At 69.1% G+C, this 15508-nt stretch carries 14 protein-coding genes; 3 read left to right on the forward strand and 11 right to left on the reverse strand.

Annotated features, from left to right (window positions below; genetic code table 11):
• Window positions 1-55: 55 nt before the first annotated feature.
• Window positions 56-2044, reverse strand: a complete 1989-nt coding sequence (locus tag FHR97_RS09525) for a sensor domain-containing diguanylate cyclase (RefSeq protein WP_343065580.1) — start codon at window positions 2042-2044, stop codon at window positions 56-58.
• 372 nt (window positions 2045-2416) lie between these two features.
• On the opposite strand from FHR97_RS09525, the gene FHR97_RS09530 reads away from it, so the two are divergent.
• Window positions 2417-2638 (forward strand): hypothetical protein, encoded by a 222-nt coding sequence (locus FHR97_RS09530; RefSeq protein ID WP_183383561.1) that lies wholly within the window; start codon window positions 2417-2419, stop codon window positions 2636-2638.
• A 75-nt stretch (window positions 2639-2713) separates the two neighbouring features.
• On the opposite strand, the gene FHR97_RS09535 is transcribed toward FHR97_RS09530, so the two are convergent.
• From FHR97_RS09535 to FHR97_RS09570, 8 genes are all read right to left on the reverse strand, one after another.
• Entirely contained in the window at window positions 2714-3799 is a 1086-nt protein-coding gene (locus tag FHR97_RS09535; RefSeq protein ID WP_183383562.1) for a hypothetical protein, read from the reverse strand.
• A gap of 102 nt (window positions 3800-3901) precedes the next feature.
• On the reverse strand, window positions 3902-4996 hold the full coding sequence (locus FHR97_RS09540; protein ID WP_183383563.1) for a porin: 1095 nt from the start codon (window positions 4994-4996) through the stop codon (window positions 3902-3904).
• A gap of 481 nt (window positions 4997-5477) precedes the next feature.
• On the reverse strand, window positions 5478-6563 hold the full coding sequence (locus tag FHR97_RS09545) for a ProQ/FINO family protein (protein ID WP_246403888.1): 1086 nt from the start codon (window positions 6561-6563) through the stop codon (window positions 5478-5480).
• 88 nt (window positions 6564-6651) lie between these two features.
• Window positions 6652-7191, reverse strand: a complete 540-nt coding sequence (locus tag FHR97_RS09550) for a dihydrofolate reductase (RefSeq protein ID WP_183383684.1) — start codon at window positions 7189-7191, stop codon at window positions 6652-6654.
• Between the two features lie 5 nt (window positions 7192-7196).
• Entirely contained in the window at window positions 7197-8021 is an 825-nt protein-coding gene (locus tag FHR97_RS09555; protein ID WP_183383564.1) for a thymidylate synthase, read from the reverse strand.
• A 59-nt stretch (window positions 8022-8080) separates the two neighbouring features.
• Window positions 8081-8878, reverse strand: coding sequence for a prolipoprotein diacylglyceryl transferase (gene lgt / locus FHR97_RS09560; RefSeq protein ID WP_183383565.1), 798 nt, complete (start codon window positions 8876-8878; stop codon window positions 8081-8083).
• Window positions 8879-8956: 78 nt separating this feature from the next.
• The gene (locus FHR97_RS09565) at window positions 8957-9751 is read right to left on the reverse strand and encodes a TSUP family transporter (RefSeq protein WP_183383566.1); all 795 of its coding nucleotides are present in this window, start codon (window positions 9749-9751) and stop codon (window positions 8957-8959) included.
• Window positions 9748-10890, reverse strand: coding sequence for a response regulator (locus FHR97_RS09570; protein ID WP_221187749.1), 1143 nt, complete (start codon window positions 10888-10890; stop codon window positions 9748-9750). Before FHR97_RS09570 ends, FHR97_RS09565 begins: the two co-directional genes overlap by 4 nt.
• Before the next feature lie 108 nt (window positions 10891-10998).
• Between FHR97_RS09570 and FHR97_RS09575 the strand changes: the two genes are divergently transcribed.
• Complete coding sequence (locus FHR97_RS09575) at window positions 10999-11778, forward strand: NRDE family protein (protein WP_183383568.1); 780 nt, start codon at window positions 10999-11001, stop codon at window positions 11776-11778.
• Window positions 11779-11789: 11 nt separating this feature from the next.
• Here FHR97_RS09575 and ptsP read toward each other — a convergent pair whose 3' ends face one another.
• Both ptsP and FHR97_RS09585 read right to left on the reverse strand, forming a co-directional pair.
• Window positions 11790-14054, reverse strand: a complete 2265-nt coding sequence (ptsP, locus tag FHR97_RS09580; protein WP_183383685.1) for a phosphoenolpyruvate--protein phosphotransferase — start codon at window positions 14052-14054, stop codon at window positions 11790-11792.
• 78 nt (window positions 14055-14132) lie between these two features.
• Window positions 14133-14627, reverse strand: coding sequence for an RNA pyrophosphohydrolase (locus tag FHR97_RS09585; RefSeq protein WP_126480377.1), 495 nt, complete (start codon window positions 14625-14627; stop codon window positions 14133-14135).
• A 149-nt stretch (window positions 14628-14776) separates the two neighbouring features.
• Here FHR97_RS09585 and FHR97_RS09590 point away from each other — a divergent pair, with 149 nt between their 5' ends.
• On the forward strand, window positions 14777-15433 hold the full coding sequence (locus tag FHR97_RS09590; RefSeq protein ID WP_183383569.1) for a histidinol-phosphatase: 657 nt from the start codon (window positions 14777-14779) through the stop codon (window positions 15431-15433).
• The last annotated feature ends 75 nt before the right edge of the window (window positions 15434-15508 follow it).

Below are 15508 nucleotides of genomic sequence, written 5' to 3' on the forward strand. Positions count from 1 at the left end.
CCCTCCTAAGCGGCAGGTCGCAGGTTCGAATCCTGCAGAGGGCGCCATCTTCCCCTCAGGCCAGCGCCGGATGGATCACCACCCGGTCCCGTCCCTGGCGCTTTGCCGCATAGCTGGCGGCGTCGGCGCGCCCGATCGCCTCGGCGATGCGCTGGTCCGTCTCCTCGAGGCTGGCCACTCCGAGGCTCAAGGTGACCCGGTATTCCTGCCCCCGATGACTCACGGTGATCTCGCGCACCGCCTCGCGCAGCGACTCGGCGATCCTTGACGCCTGGGCGTGGGTGCAGCTGGGCAGCAGGACGGCGAACTCGTCGCCGCCCTGGCGGGCCACATGGTCACTCTGCCGCACTTCCCGGGCCACCACCCGGGCGATGCGGCGCAGCATCTCGTCGCCCAGGGCATGCCCGCCCTGGTCATTGATGGGCTTGAAGTGATCCAGGTCGAAGAGGATCAGCACCGAGGACGTGCCGGTCTTGCGACAATCGGCCAGGGCCTCCTCGAGGCGGCGTTCGAAGCCACGACGGTTGAGCAGGCCGGTCAACGGATCATGCTCGGCCTCCCATTGGCGCAGGGCCTCTTCCTCGCGGCGCGCGGTGATATCCTTCACCGTCCCCACGAAGCCGAGGGTCTCCCCATCGGTCTCCACCCGGCTGGCATGGACCTCCAGCCACAGCTGGTCGCCGCCCTGGCGGTAGTAGCGGAACTGCTGGAGGAAATCCTCACCGCTCACCATGCTGTACTGCCACAGGTCCAGGGCGGACAGGCGGTCATCGGAATGGATATGTCCCAGCCACTCGCGCTGTCGCTGCTGGGCCTCGGCATGGCCGGTCAGCTCGACCAGGGCGGGATTCATGAAGTCGATGTTGCCTACCGTATCGGTCACGAACATCCCCACGGGCGACGAGGCCAGGATGGCATCGAGGAAGGCCTGGCGATCCTTGAGCTGTGCCAGGGCCTTGCCGCGCTCCACCTCGACGCGATTGAAGGTATCGGCGACCTGGCGAAGCTCCTGCATCCGGGTGGAAAGCGCCACCCGGCTGCGCCGGCCTTCCCCCACGGCCGCGATCTGGCGCTCGAGCTGGAAGAGGGGGCGCAGCGCGAGCCACAGCAGCCAGCTCGTCAGCGGCAGCATCAGGGCCGCGACCAGCAGGGCTTTCCCTCCCAGGCGCTCCAGCCAGCGCTGGAGGGGAGCCATCACCTGGTCACGCGGCAAGGCGACGCCAACGACCCAGTCGGCAGGCCAGATCTGGCGGTAGGCGTGGTAGGCATCACCCCCAGACAGCAACGGCCCCTGGCCCTCCCCTTCCCAGCCGTCGAGGGCCAGATCCAGCAGCGGGTTGAACGCCGCGTCCGGCACGTCGGTAAAGATGTGCTTCCTATCGGGATGGGAGAGGAAGGTGCCGGAGGCGCTGATCACCGCCGCGAACCCCTCCTGCCCCAGTCGCAGTCGATCCAGCCGCCCGAAGAGACCGCTGTCCAATCTGACGATCCCGCCCACGAGCCCCTGGAAGCGCCCTGCCTCGTCCAGCCGCGGCACCGCGAACAGCACCTGGGGCGCTCCACTCGCCTTGCCCCGGATGGGCTCGCTGACATGGGGACGCCGGAAGGCCCGCACGCTACGGAAATAGTCGCGGTCGGCGATCTCGACGCCCTGGAGCCGGCGGCGATGGGGCCAGGCGGCCTGGATGGCCCCCTCGGCATCGGCCACCAGCAGGCCATCGAACCACTCCAGCAGGGCATCGTTGCCCCGCAGCGCGTCGCCGAGCCGAGACGCCCCCTGCCGCTGCTGTGCCTGGAGGCTACCTGCCAGTCGCTGCAGGCCCTTCAGACGGGTCTCGACCTGATCCGTCAGCTCATCGGCGATCACGCGCGCCTCGTAACGCAGATGGGCCCGATTGGACGCCTCGAGCAACGACGTCCCCGACTGCCAGCCGAAGGCGAGCAGCAGGGCCAGGACCACCAGCCAGGTCATGAGCAGTCCCGACAGCAGCCGCCCCTTCAATGAAAGCAGCCTGTTCATGTACATGGCGGGGGGTAAGGGCACGCGTCACCTTGGCGCCAGGGGTTACCATGAATCCATCAGTCCTTGCTGATTCTAGCATGGCCGAGGCTTCGATCCCCGCTCCGGCCGGTCGGCCAGGGTGTTTGGCCCCCAGGGGCTCGCCGAGAGCCTTGCGGGTCGAACCTCGCGGGTCGAGCCTCGTCGGCTGGGCGACAGCGAGAGACTCCATGCCTGCAGGACGCAGGGATAGCACCTCACCCGGTCGGCGAAGATCAGAAGCGGCCGGCAGGAGTCTCTGCTATACCTCGAATACGTCTCTGCTAAACCAGCTGTAAGGAATGCGGTGGCGGAGGCACTAAGCAAACAAGACCTGACGGAGGTTCCGAGTTCCATCCACCGACCGAGAGGTGCCTCATGAACATCAAGACCCTTACCGCCGGCTTCCTGGCCATGCTGATGATGGGCGGAGCCGCTTATGCCATGGACTCCGAAGCCATCGAGAAACACATGGAGGAGATCAACCAGAAGGCCGACGCGGCCGCCGACGAGGATCGCGTCCAGGCCCTGGAACAGCAGGTCCAGGACCTTCAGGAGCTGATCCAGATGATGCTGGAGGAGGAAGAGCAGGCCAGCTAAGCCGGCACTGCTGGTACGACCCTCGGCGGGGCCCGCTCAGGCGGGCCCCGCTTTTCCGAGTGCCGCGCTTGCCGGTCAGCGGCTGCGTTCGACGCGCAGCTCGTAGTTGTTGACCCCGGAGTGGGCCGAGCCGAACTTCTGGCCCTGGACGCGGATCCGGTAGCGCCCCGGCGACAGCGTGGTCTCGAGGTCCACGTCGCCATCGAAGCCCTGACCGGCGCCTTCGGCCACGACCCGGCCGGAGGCGTCCAGCACCTCGAGGGCGATGCGGTAGGTGTCCTCGTGGCCCGTCGGATAGGTGGAGGTGGTGATCGCCACGCGACCCTGCTCGGCCATCTCGAAGGTCAGGACCTCGCCCCGGGCGCGGATCTTCACGTCGGTGACGATGGTCTCGTAGCCCTGTTGCGAGGCGAGCTGAGCCGCTTGTTCGTCCTCGGCCCGATCGCGCGTTGCCTGGGAGGCCGCGGCACCTGTCGCTGCGGCCGACGCTCCGGCGGCGGCCGAGGTCGATGCCGCCGCGGTGGCCGAGGTCGATGCCGCCGCGGTGGCCGCGGCATCGCCGGCCTCCGCGGCCGTCTCCGTCGAACCGCCCAGGGTGGCCACGGCGTCATCGCCCCTCACGAACACCGAGCGAGCCCCCTCGCGCTTGTCGCCGGTGAAGAAGATGCCCTCGCCGTCGCTGACGCCCTCCGCCAGGCGCTGTCCCCGCGCGTCGAGGCCCACGATGTCGATGGAATAGCCATCCCCGGCCTTGCCGCGGGTGCCGAAGCGCTGTGCCTCCACGCGCAGCACATAGTCACCGGGCTCGAGGCGCTGGCGCAGCGCCAGGCCGCCGTTCTGGCCCAGCGCCTCGCTGCGGGCGATCACCCGCCCCTGGGCGTCCTCGAGGACGGCGGCGATGCGATAGTCCTCGGAGTAGCCGGCGGTGACCTCGCTCTCGAAGAGGTAGGTCCCGGCCTCGGTCACGGAGAAGTCGTGGGCGTTGGCGCCGCCGAACAGGAAGCGGCGGCTGTGGGCATCGGTCTCGGCCTGGAAGAAGCCGGTCAGGTCGAGCTGACGCCCCTCCTCGCGGAATCGCTCCTCCATCACGCTGTCGGCGGCGACCGGCGCGGCCGCCAGGCTCAGCGCCAGCAGGCCGGCCGTCACTATCGGCTGTTTCATGGAACCTCGCTTGCGTTCGTTCACGCCCAATGAAAAAAGCCGATCCCGGGGGATCGGCTTTCGTTGTTCTACCCTTGTCGCAGGATACACCCGCGCTCGGGCTCAGAACAGGTAGGTCACACCCACGGCGCCGCCGTCACCTTCGTCGTCATTGCGATCGTAGAAGGCCAGCTCGGCCCAGGTGTACATGGCGTCGGAGATGTTGTAGGTGGCACCGACGATGACCTCGTTGTAGCTGTCTTCCTCGTCCTCGGCTTCGGCCGGGAAGTCGCCGCTCAGGCCGGCGTCCTCGAAGGTGGTGCCGAAGTCCTCACCGCCCACGTCGACGTACTGGTAGGCGGCGTAGATGTCGCCCATGCCGTAGCCGTAGCGGGCGCCCAGGCCGTAGAAGTTGACGTCGTCGAAGGCGTCGTCTTCGGCTTCGAAGCGCTCGAGCTTCAGGGCCACGCGCAGGGTGTTCCAGGTGTACTGGCCGGTGATGCCGTACTGGTCGCCGGCATCGAACTCTTCGCCGGTCGCGGTGGCGGTGGCGTCGTAGATGCCCAGGTCGTCGTAGACGGCGGCAACGGAGAAGCCGCCGATGGTGTACTTGGCACCACCGAAGAAGGAGGCACGGCTCTCGTTCTCGACGGCTTCGTTCTGCTCTTCCGCCTCACCCTTGTACTGGGTACCGACGGCGAACTGCAGGCCGCCGAAGGACGGCGAGGTGTAGGTCACCTTGTCGCCTTCGCGGTCGCCGGTGCCGTAGAAGTCTTCGATGGAGCTGTTGGAATCGGTGGCGTCGAAGAACTCGTTGTTGGTCAGCGGGTCCTGGATCCAGTCGTCGATCAGCGGGTCGTAGGAACCGACGCGCGCGTCACCGAAGTTGCCCTTCAGGCCGACATAGGCCTGGTCGCCGGAATCACGGCCGGCAACCTTCATCTCGTCGGCCTTGAAGTCGTCGAACTCGAGCTTCAGGTAGCCGGTCAGGCCGTCGTAGATGACATGCTCGGCGGCGAAGCCGAAGGTGGAACCGTTGTCGGCAATCTCGTCGGCGTCGTCATTGTCGCCGGCGCCGGTGTCGACGTTGTAGTAGGCGATCTGGATGTTGCCGTAGAGGTCGAGCTTGGTGCCGTCCTGGTTGTAGACGGTGGCGGCCTGGGCGCCGGAGGCAGCCATGGCACCGGCGATGGCAGTCGCTAACAGTGTCTTTTTCATTGCGATAATCCTTTTGACTAGCTTGCTGTTTCGATCGTTGCTGCCTGCTCTTTGGTGAGTCAGTGCAGTTGGCATGCCGGTCTTGGTGCCGGTTCTCGTTGCTGCCCTGTCCCTCTCGGGAGGTGGCAGTCAGCGAGCCTGACCACGGCAACGCCTTGTTATAGTCCAATGCTCGCACGAGGAACTCTATACCGTGATTCGCGGGAGCGCAACAAGAAAAAAACACTGTTTTCCTTCGTCACATTCCCCAATGGCGGCGATTTCCCCTGCGATGACGGTCAGGGCGCCCTCCCGGCGGACCGACCGCCGCTACCGGCCCGGCATGTGGCACGCCGTTGGGGCTCGAGCCCCTGGGTCACCACGGACCAGAACGCATGGTAGCGATGAGCGGCTTCATCATGCCCCGCTGATATGACGCTTTCAAGTCAGCAGACGCTGAAAGCCGCTGTCGGCCCTCAACGCTGCTCGGCAGACGCCCGCCTCAGCGGGCGTTGTGGCGGGCCATCAGCTCGCCCAGCTTGCGCTGCAGGCGGCGGTCGTCGGGCTCGTCGACGGCCGGATCGGTGCCGGCGGGGGCCGACGGGGACGGGTCGGGACGCGCCGCGGTCGTGGACGCGGCATCGGGGGGCGGGGTCGCCTTGCCGGCGCGGGCACGAGGCTTGGCGGCACGGCGCTTGCCGGCCTTGCCTCTGGGCTGGCGGTCGGCCTGGAGGCGCTCGAGCTTCTTGTGGGCGTGCTCGGCGGCGCCGGCATCGACCCGGCCGGCCGGGGCGCCGTCGAGATCGATGCGCTCGGCCCCTTCACGGACCGACTTGAGGTAGCGAGGCAGGTTGACGTAACAGGCCAGGGCACGCCTCACCAGCTTCTCCGGCCAGGGCTCCAGGGCGGCCAGGTCCTCGTGGATGCCGACCTTGAGCGGCCGCGTGTGGCCCTTGAAGAAGGCGGCGTCATGGCGTCGATACCACTGCGCCAGCAGCGCCTGGGGAGACGGTGCCTCCGCTGCCTCCGCGATGGGCCGGTCGGAGTGGGGCGTGGCCGCGGGGGCGCCGGCGTCCGTGGCCGATGCGACGGGCGCGGCAGCGGACGGTGACGGGGCATCGGCCGTGTCCTGGGGCGCGTCGGGCGGCGCCGCCGGCGAGGCACGATGATGGCCGATGAGCGCGGAGAGTCCCCTGGCCTGGCGCCCCTGGCGCTGGAAGACCGGTGCCGGCTGGCCGCCGGCCAGGCGTTCCTGCAGGCGGTGATTGTGGTCTTCCAGTTCGCGGTTCTGTTCGTCGAGCTCGCGGTTCTCTTCCTCCAGCTCGAGTCGCGCGGCCTCCGCGTCGACCAGGCGCTGCTCGAGCGCTTCCAGCCGGCTCACCAGGGCCTGGCGCTGTGCCGCCTCCTCGCGCACCTCGGCCGCCAGCTCCGCATTGCGCGCCTCGAGACTCACGCGGCGCTGTTCCAGCTCGGCCAGACGGGTGCGCAGCGCGTCCTGCTGCACGCGGGTATCACGCAGCGCGCCCAGCAGGGCATCGGCGCGACCCTCGAGCGCCGCCATCAGGCGAAATGGGCGTTCCTCGATCAACTCCTGATCCTCCAAGTGCACCTTGCCGAAGGGGCGGCGGCGGCCAGGGAGGAGCCCTTGGCGCCGCGCCACCAATCGTCAGTCTGTGTCACGACGAGGTGTCTGGCAAACCCCGCCGGCGATACTGCACGAAGTCGTAGGCCGGCTGGCCCTCGGCGGGCGTGCCGGGGACGCGCTGGCACTCCTGCCATTCGTCCCGGTCGAGCTCGGGAAAGTGCGCGTCTCCCTCGATCTCGACCGCCACCTCGGTGAGGTAGAGACGGCTGGCATGGGGCAGGGCCTGGGCATAGATCTCGCCGCCGCCCATCACCATGATCTCGTCGACGCCGTCGATGGTCGCCTGCCGGTCGGCCAGCGTCAGCGCCGCGGCCAGGTCGTGGCAGACCCGCACCCCCTCGGGCCGGAAGTCGGGATCGCGGCTCACCACGATATTGAGCCGACCGGGGAGCGGCCGCCCGATGGATTGATAGGTCTTGCGCCCCATGACCAGGGGCTTGGCCTGGGTCATGCGCTTGAAGAACCTGAGGTCCTCCGGCAGATACCAGGGCAGCTGGTTGTCGACGCCGATGACGCGGTTGGCGGACATGGCCGCGATCATCGCCACGGGGATCAGGGTGTCATCGCTCATTGCAGTCAAACGGCGACCTCCGCCTTGATATGGGGATGGGGATCGTAGCCCTCGATGGCGATGTGCTCGAACCGGAAGGCGAAGAGATCCTCGACCGCCGGGTCGAGCACCAGCCGCGGCGCGGCGCGGGGCGTGCGCGACAGCTGCTCCTCGGCCTGCTCCAGGTGGTTCAGGTAGAGATGCGCGTCGCCGAGGGTGTGCACGAAGTCGCCGGGCTCGAGCCCGGCCACCTGGGCGATCATCCGCGTCAGCAGGGCGTAGCTGGCGATATTGAAGGGCACGCCGAGGAAGATGTCGGCGCTGCGCTGGTAGAGCTGGCAGGACAGGCGCCCCTCGGCCACGTAGAACTGGAACAGGCAGTGACAGGGCGGCAGGGCCATCTCGTCCACCAGGGCCGGGTTCCAGGCCGAGACGATCAGCCGCCGCGAGCGGGGATTGGTGCGCAGCTGCTCCAGCAGCTTGGCGATCTGGTCCACATGGCCGCCGCCGGGGGCCGGCCAGCTGCGCCACTGGTAGCCATAGACCGGCCCCAGGTCGCCGTTCTCGTCGGCCCACTCGTCCCAGATGCGCACGCCATGGCGCTTGAGGTAGGCGATGTTGGTGTCACCGGCCAGGAACCACAGCAGCTCGTGGATGATCGAGCGCAGGTGGAGCTTCTTGGTGGTGACCAGCGGGAACCCCCGGGAGAGATCGAAGCGCATCTGATGGCCGAACAGCGAGCGGGTGCCGACACCGGTGCGGTCATCGCGCTCCACGCCGCGGTCGAGCACGGCGCGCATGAGGTCGAGGTAGGGTTGCTCCAGCGCCGGCTGGGATTCGTCGATGGGCATGGTCGAGCTGAGCCTGGATCACGGATGAGTGGGCGCGCCAGTCTAACACGGCCCGCCCGTCAGGGGGCGGCGCGCTCGGTATCGACCGACTGGCGGCGGGACCAGGCGATCAGCGCCAGCCCGGCGGCGATCATCGGCAGCGTCAGCAGCATGCCCATGGTCAGCCAGTCGAAGGCGATGAAGCCGAGCTGGGGGTCCGGCCGGCGGACGAACTCCACGGCGAAACGGAAAACGCCGTAGAGGGTCAGGAAGAGCCCCGAGACAAGGCCCCGGTGCCGCGGACGGGACGAGACCCACCACAGCACCACGAACAGCACCACGCCCTCGAGCAGGGCCTCGTAGAGCGACGAGGGATGGCGCGGCTCCGGCCCCAGGCCGGGAAACACCATTCCCCAGGGCAGCTCGGTGACCCGCCCGGGCAGCTCATGGTTGATGAAGTTGCCGATCCGCCCGGCGCCCAGGCCGATCGGCACCAGCGGCGCGACGAAGTCGGTGAGGGTGAAGAAGGCCAGGCGCTTCTTGCGGGCGAAATACAGCGCCGCCAGCAGCACGCCGACCAGGCCGCCATGGAAGCTCATGCCCCCGTCCCAGACCCGGAAGATCCACAGCGGATCGGCCAGCCACTGCTCCATGCCGTAGAACAGCGCATAGCCCAGGCGCCCCCCCAGCACCACCCCGAGGGCGGCATAGAAGATCAGGTCGCCCACATCGTCGCCGTCGAGGCCGATGCGCGGGGCACGACGACGCCCCAGGAACCAGGCGGCGATGAAGCCGATGACGTACATCAGCCCGTACCAGTGCACCTGGAGGGGGCCGAGGGAGATGGCCACGGGGTCGATGGTCGGATAGGTCAGCATGGAATCCTCGAACGAAGCTGGAAGGGTCAGGCGTAAGGGGTAAGGGGTAAGAAACAGGTCCGCATCCCGCAGCCCGGATCATATCAGGAAGGTCAGCCCTACCCCCGCCAGCAGGGCGGCGAAGGCCAGGCGCAGCACCTGGGCCGGTAGCCAGTGGGCCAGGCGCACCCCCAGGCGCGCGCAGGGCACGCTGGCAAGCACGATGCCCAGGAAGGCGGGCCACATCACGTAGCCGAGCGCCCCCGAAGGCAGACGCGGCTCGCCCCAGCCCACGACGATGAAGGTCAGGGCGCCGAACAGGGCGATGGGCAGGCCGCAGGCCGAGGACGTGCCCACCGCCTGGGTCATCGAGGCCCCGCAGCGGGTCAGCCAGGGCACGCTCAGGGTGCCGCCGCCGATGCCGAACAGCGCCGAGACGCCGCCGATCACCGCGCCGGCCAGCCCCATGACGCCGCGCCCCGGCTGCAGGTCACCGGACCGGGGGCCGCGCCCCAGCGCCATCCGGGCGGCGACCAGCAGGACGAACCCCCCGAACAGCAGGCCGAGCAGCCCGCCGGAGAGGCGGCCGGCGACGAAGACCCCGGCGATGGCGCCCAGCATCAGCCCCGGCAGCAGGGCCAGGAACCAGTCCCGATGGATGCTGCCTCGGCGATAGTGCCCCCAGGCGGAGGAGGCCCCGGTGACGACGATGGTCGCCAGGGAGGTCCCGACGGCCAGGTGCATGCTGACCTCGGGGATCACGCCCTGCAGGCCGAAGGCCATCACCAGGGCCGGCACGATGACCAGCCCGCCGCCGATGCCGAAGAGCCCCGCCAGGGTGCCGGCCACCCCGCCCAGCAGCAGATAGCCGAGCAGCAGCGCTCCCCCGCTCACGCCCGCTCCCCCGTGCCGAGGACACCGGGCAGCCAGCGCTTCACCACCTCGAGCAGGTCCTGGGGACGATAGGGCTTGGCCAGGTAGTCGTCCATGCCGGCCGCTCGAAAGCGACGCCGGTCGGCATCCCCGGCATTGGCGGTGAGGGCCACCACCACGTTGCGCGGGCGATCCGCATGGTCGGCCTCGCGGGCCCGCCAGGTCCGGCAGGTCTCCACGCCATCCATGTCGGCCATGTAGATATCCATGAACACCAGGTCGTAGGCCTGCTTGTCCAGGCGGGTCAGGGCATCGGCCCCGCTGGTGGCGGTGGACACCTGCAGTCCCTGGCGCTCCAGCACCTGTTGGGCGAGCATCAGGTTCACGGGGCCATCGTCGACGATCAGCACCCGTCCCCGGGCCGGCTCGCTGTCGGACGCCGGCGCCCCGACGAGGTTCTCGAGCAGCAACGCGGTATCGGCCAGGCGCTCGCGCAGTCCCTGGACCGCCGCCCGCTCGGCCTCGCTGGCATCGCGCCGGAAGAGGTCGCTGGCCAGGACCTCGCCGACGGAGGCCATCAGCGGCGTCAACACCTGCTGAAGATGGTTCAGGTAGTCGGACTTCAGCCGGGATTCCTCGCGGGCCCGCTCGCGCCCCGTGGTCAGGCGTGCCAGGCGCCCCCGCTGGGCCACGAGGTCATCGGCGAGCCGACGCTCGGCCCCGCGCCGGGCATCCAGCTCGCAGCGCCAGCGGTCGACCTGGCCCTCGAGGCGCCTGGCCAGGGCGTCCAGCCGCTCGACGAGCGTGGCTTGGGGATCGAGGCGTTCGGCCGCGGCCGGCGCATCGCCCTCCCCGGCGTTCAGGGCATTCGTCATGCGGCCCAGCGCGGCCTCGACACGATCCTCACCGGCGCGCAGACGCTGCCTCAGCAGGGTGAGAAACACCGCCACGTTGAGGCCGCTGCCCACCAGCAACGCCAGCAACGCCAGCAGCAGCCAGGAGGTGGCGCTCCAGGAAGCCTGGGACGGCACCAGCCACCAGCCGCTCAGGCCGATGGCCAGGCACAGCGCGACCAGCGCTGCCTGCGCCATGAGGACCGGCCAGAGAATCGGCCGGACCAGCCTCGTCCAGGAAAGCTCCTTGGGGGTCTCGACGCGCATTGTCATCCCTGTGCCGGGTCGATCATGAGCCCGGAGTGTACGCCGCGGGAGGGGGCGCTGTCATGGCGGGCCTTTCCTCGCGGTCGGGGGCAGGCTAGGCTGGCGGCCATGTGCCTGATCGCCTTCGACCATCGGCCCGGCGAGGCCATCCCGCTGCGCCTGGTCGCCAACCGTGACGAGTTCCATGCCCGCCCGTCGGCGGCGCTGGCCCCCTGGGACGACGCCCCCGGGATCGTCGGCGGCCGCGACCTGGAGGCCGGCGGCACCTGGCTGGCCGTGCATCGCCGCGGTCGCTTCGCCGCGGTCACCAACGTGCGCGACCCCGGGCTGGGCGTACCGCGCGGGGCGCCGAGTCGCGGTGAGCTGGTGCGCGAGGCCCTGCAGTGCCCGGACCTGCCGGTCTGGCTGGCCCGCCTCGCCGACGGCGTGGCCCGACACTACGCCGGCTTCAACCTGCTCGCCGGGGATGGCCGGCGCCTCTGGCACCTGCACCGCGGGCGGGACCGCATCGTGCTGAGCCGGGTGCCCGCCGGCCTGCACGGCCTGTCCAACGCCGACCTGGACACCCCCTGGCCGAAGCTGATCCTGGCCCGCCAGGGACTGGCGGCCAGCCTGCACCACGGCCGCTTCCCCGAGGATGCCCTGCGCGGCCTCGCCGACCCCCACCCCGCCGATGACCGCCAACTGCCCGATACCGGGGTCGGCCTGGCCCTGGAGCGTCGCCTCTCGGCCGCCTTCATCCTCGGCGAGGACTACGGCACCCGGGCCAGCAGCTGGCTGACCTGGCAGGCCGACGGGCACCTCGAGATCGGCGAGCGACGCTTCGGCCCCGGGGGGACCCGCCTCGGGGAGAACGTCATCGAGCTCGACACCCTGCCCCCGGCCTGACCCCGCGCGAGTCAGTCGTCCTTGGGCGGCATCAGGTGACGGAGTTGCCACTCCCCCATGCGGGCCTTGAGGTGGCGGCCCACCGCCGCCGGGGAGTCGAGCTTCAGGGTCTGCTCCACCAGCTCCCGGGCCGCCGCCTGGGAGACGCGGCGGATCGCCGCGCGCACCTTGGGCAGGCTGGGCGCGTTCATCGACAGGGCATCGAAGCCCATGCCCATCAACAGCAGCGCCCCCGCCGGGTCGCCGGCCAGCTCACCGCACACCGAGGTCGGCACTCCCAGCGCCCGCGCCTCGCGGGCGAGGCGCGCCATCGCCGAGAGCACGGCGGGATGACAGGCATCATAGAGTTCCGACACCCGGGGATTGTTGCGGTCCACCGCCAGCAGGTACTGGGTGAGGTCATTGCTGCCCACCGAGAAGAAGTCCACCCGCTGCGACAGGGCCTCCAGCTGGTAGAGCGTCGCCGGCACCTCCAGCATCACGCCCACCCGCGGACGCGACACCTCGATGCCGTCCTCGCCCAGCTCGCGAATGGCCCGGTCGAGCAGGCGCAGGGCGTCGTCGACCTCGTCGACGTTGGTGACCATGGGCCACAGCACCTGGAGGTTGTCGAGCCCCTGGGAGGCCCGCAGCATGGCCCGCAGTTGCACCATCAGCACCTCGGGATGATCCAGGGTCACGCGAATGCCCCGCCAGCCGAGGAAGGGGTTGGCCTCCTCGATGGGAAAATAGGGCAGATCCTTGTCGCCGCCGATATCCAGGGTCCGCATCACCACCGGCAGGGGCGCGAAGCCCTCCAGCTGCTCGCGATACAGCCGGGTCTGCTCCTGCTCGCCGGGGAAGCGCTCGGTGATCATGAAGGGCACTTCGGTGCGGTAGAGCCCCACCCCGCCGATGCGCGACTTGAGCGAGGCCACCGCCTCCACCGCCAGGCCGGTATTGACCATCAATGGCATGTCGTGGCCGTCGGGGGTGCGGCTGGGCAGGTCCTGCTCGTGCTCGAGAACCTCGGCCAGCGCCCGCTCCTCGTCGATCAGGCTCTGGTAGTGGCTCTCGAGCTCCTCCCCGGGGCGCACGAAGAGCCGGCCGCGATGGCCGTCCAGCACCACCCGCGACCCGTTGAGCCGGGGCAGCGGCAGGTCGACCATGCCCAGCACGGTGGGGATGCCCATGGCGCGGGCCACGATGGCCACATGGGAGGTGCTGGAACCACGCACCGAGACGAGCCCGGCGAGTCGCTCGCGGGGCACCTCGCCGAGCGTGGCCACGCTGATCTCGTCGCCCACCAGGATGGTGCTTTCCGGATAGACGCTGGGCCGCGACGACGCCTCCTCCTGTAGGTGAGCCAGCACGCGCCGGCCCAGATCGCGGATATCGGCGGCCCGCTCGCGCAGGTAGTTGTCGTCCACCCGTTCCAGGTACTGGACGTGGCGACGCACCACGTCGGCCAATGCCCCGGGGGCCCACTGGCCCTCGCGGATGCGCTTGACCACCTCCTGGGACAGCGCCGCCTCACCCAGCATCTGCTGGTAGACATCGAACAGCGCCAGCTCCTGGGCCGAGATGCGGTTGGCCAGGCGCTCGCCGGCCGAGCGGATCTCGTCGCGGACCCGGCCGATGGCCTCCTTGAGGCGCGCGACCTCGTAGTCCTCGTCGGTGGGAATCAGGTCCGGCACGCTGTCCAGGTCCGCCGGCGGCGCGATCACCACCGCCTCGCCGATGGCCATGCCCGGCGAGGCCGCCACCCCGGTGAAGGTCGCCTGCCCACCGGGCAGGGTCGGCCGGGTCAGGTTGCCGGTGGCCAGGGCATGGGCCAGCACGCCGGCCAGCTGGGCGGCCATGGTGACCAGGAAGGCCTCGTCGGACTCGTCGTAGCGCCGCTTATCGGACTGCTGGACCACCAGCACGCCGAGCATGCGGCGCTGATGGATGATCGGCACGCCCAGGAAGCTCGAGTAGCGTTCCTCGCCGGTCGCCTCGAAGTAGCGGAAGCGCGGATGCGACTGGGCGTTCTCGAGATTGATCGGTTCCTCGCGCTGGGCCACCAGCCCCACCAGCCCCTCCCCCACCGGCAGGGCCACGTGGCCGACCGCCTGGGTGCGCAGGCCGATGGTCTCCATCAGCATCAGCTGATCGAGATCAGGGTCGAAGAGGTAGAAGGAACATACGTCGGTGCGCATGGCCTTGCGAATGCGGCGCACCATGGTCGAGAGGGCCGCGTCCAGATTGCGGGCCCCGTTGACCTCCAGGATGATGCGTCGCAACACCTCGAGCATCGGCGTCTTGCTGTCCATTATTGTTAGCCTCGCTGAGGGTGTCGTCGGAGGAGTCATCCCCCGACACGTCTCGGGGCGTCAACCATGCCCCAGGGCCAGGCGCTGCGCCCTCGGCGACAGTTCGCGCAAGGCGCGGCGATAGACCTCGCGCTTGAAGGGCACCACCTGGCCGAGGGGGTACCAGTAGCTGACCCAGCGCCAGCCATCGAACTCCGGTTTGGCCGGACCGCCATCCATGCAGATCCGGGTCTCGCCACAGCGGATCCTGAGCAGGAACCATTTCTGTTTCTGACCGATACACACCGGCCGGGAGTGTGTTCGTACCATGCGTCGCGGCAGGCGGTAACGCAACCAGCCCCGGGTACAGGCAAGCACCTCGACGTCCTCGGCCGTCAGGCCGATTTCCTCGTGCAACTCGCGAAACAGTGCCTGTTGCGGTGTCTCGTTCGCCTTGATGCCTCCCTGGGGAAACTGCCACGCATTCTGCCCAACCCGACGCGCCCAAAGCAGCTGCCCCTGGTCGTTGGCGATGATGATGCCAACATTGGGGCGAAAGCCGTCAGCGTCGATCACGGACTTCACCTTATGAATCCAGTATTGGATTCATTCTTCCACAAGGCCGTGAAACGTATCAATACGCCATTGGCGCCACGCTCGAAGCCATGGCGGGCTTCTGCCATAATCGCGGCTTCGATGACACTCCCATCACCAAGAGGAATGCCGTGAGCCTCGCCATCTTCGACCTGGACAACACCCTGCTCTCGATCGACAGCGACCATGCCTGGGGCGAGTTCCTGCTCGAGCAGGGCGCCGTGGATCCGGTGGCCTACAAGGCGGCCAACGACCGCTTCATGGCGGACTACGAGGCCGGCACCCTCGACATGGCCGAGTTCCTGGCCGTGGCGCTCAGGCCGCTGGCCGAGAACTCGCCGGAACAGCTGGCCGCCTGGCACCAGCAGTTCATGGCCAGCAAGATCGAGCCGAACATCCTGCCCCGGGGCGAGGAGCTGATCGCCCGGCATCGCTCCCGGGGGGATACCCTGCTGATCATCACCGCCACCAATCGTTTCATCACCGGCCCCATCGCCGAGCGCCTGGGGGTGGAGGAGCTGATCGCCGTGGAACCGGAGAGGGTCGAGGGCCGCTACACCGGCCGGGTCAGCGGCGTGCCCAGCTACCGGGAAGGCAAGGTCACGCGCCTCGAGCAGTGGCTCGCGGGTCGCGAGCTGACGCTCGCCGACGCCTGGTTCTACAGCGACTCCCACAACGACCTGCCGCTGCTCGAGCTCGTCGACCACCCGGTGGCCGTGGACCCGGACCCGACGCTGCGCGAGGCCGCCGAGGAGCGCGGCTGGCGCATCATCAGCCTGCGGGACTGATCCGGGCTACGCCTCGTAGGGTGGATAAGCGTCAGCGCATCCACCATCATTCCCCAGCGCCGACATCGCCGGATG

It is taken from the genome of Halomonas stenophila (assembly GCF_014192275.1).
Taxonomy (GTDB): Bacteria; Pseudomonadota; Gammaproteobacteria; order Pseudomonadales; family Halomonadaceae; genus Halomonas; species Halomonas stenophila.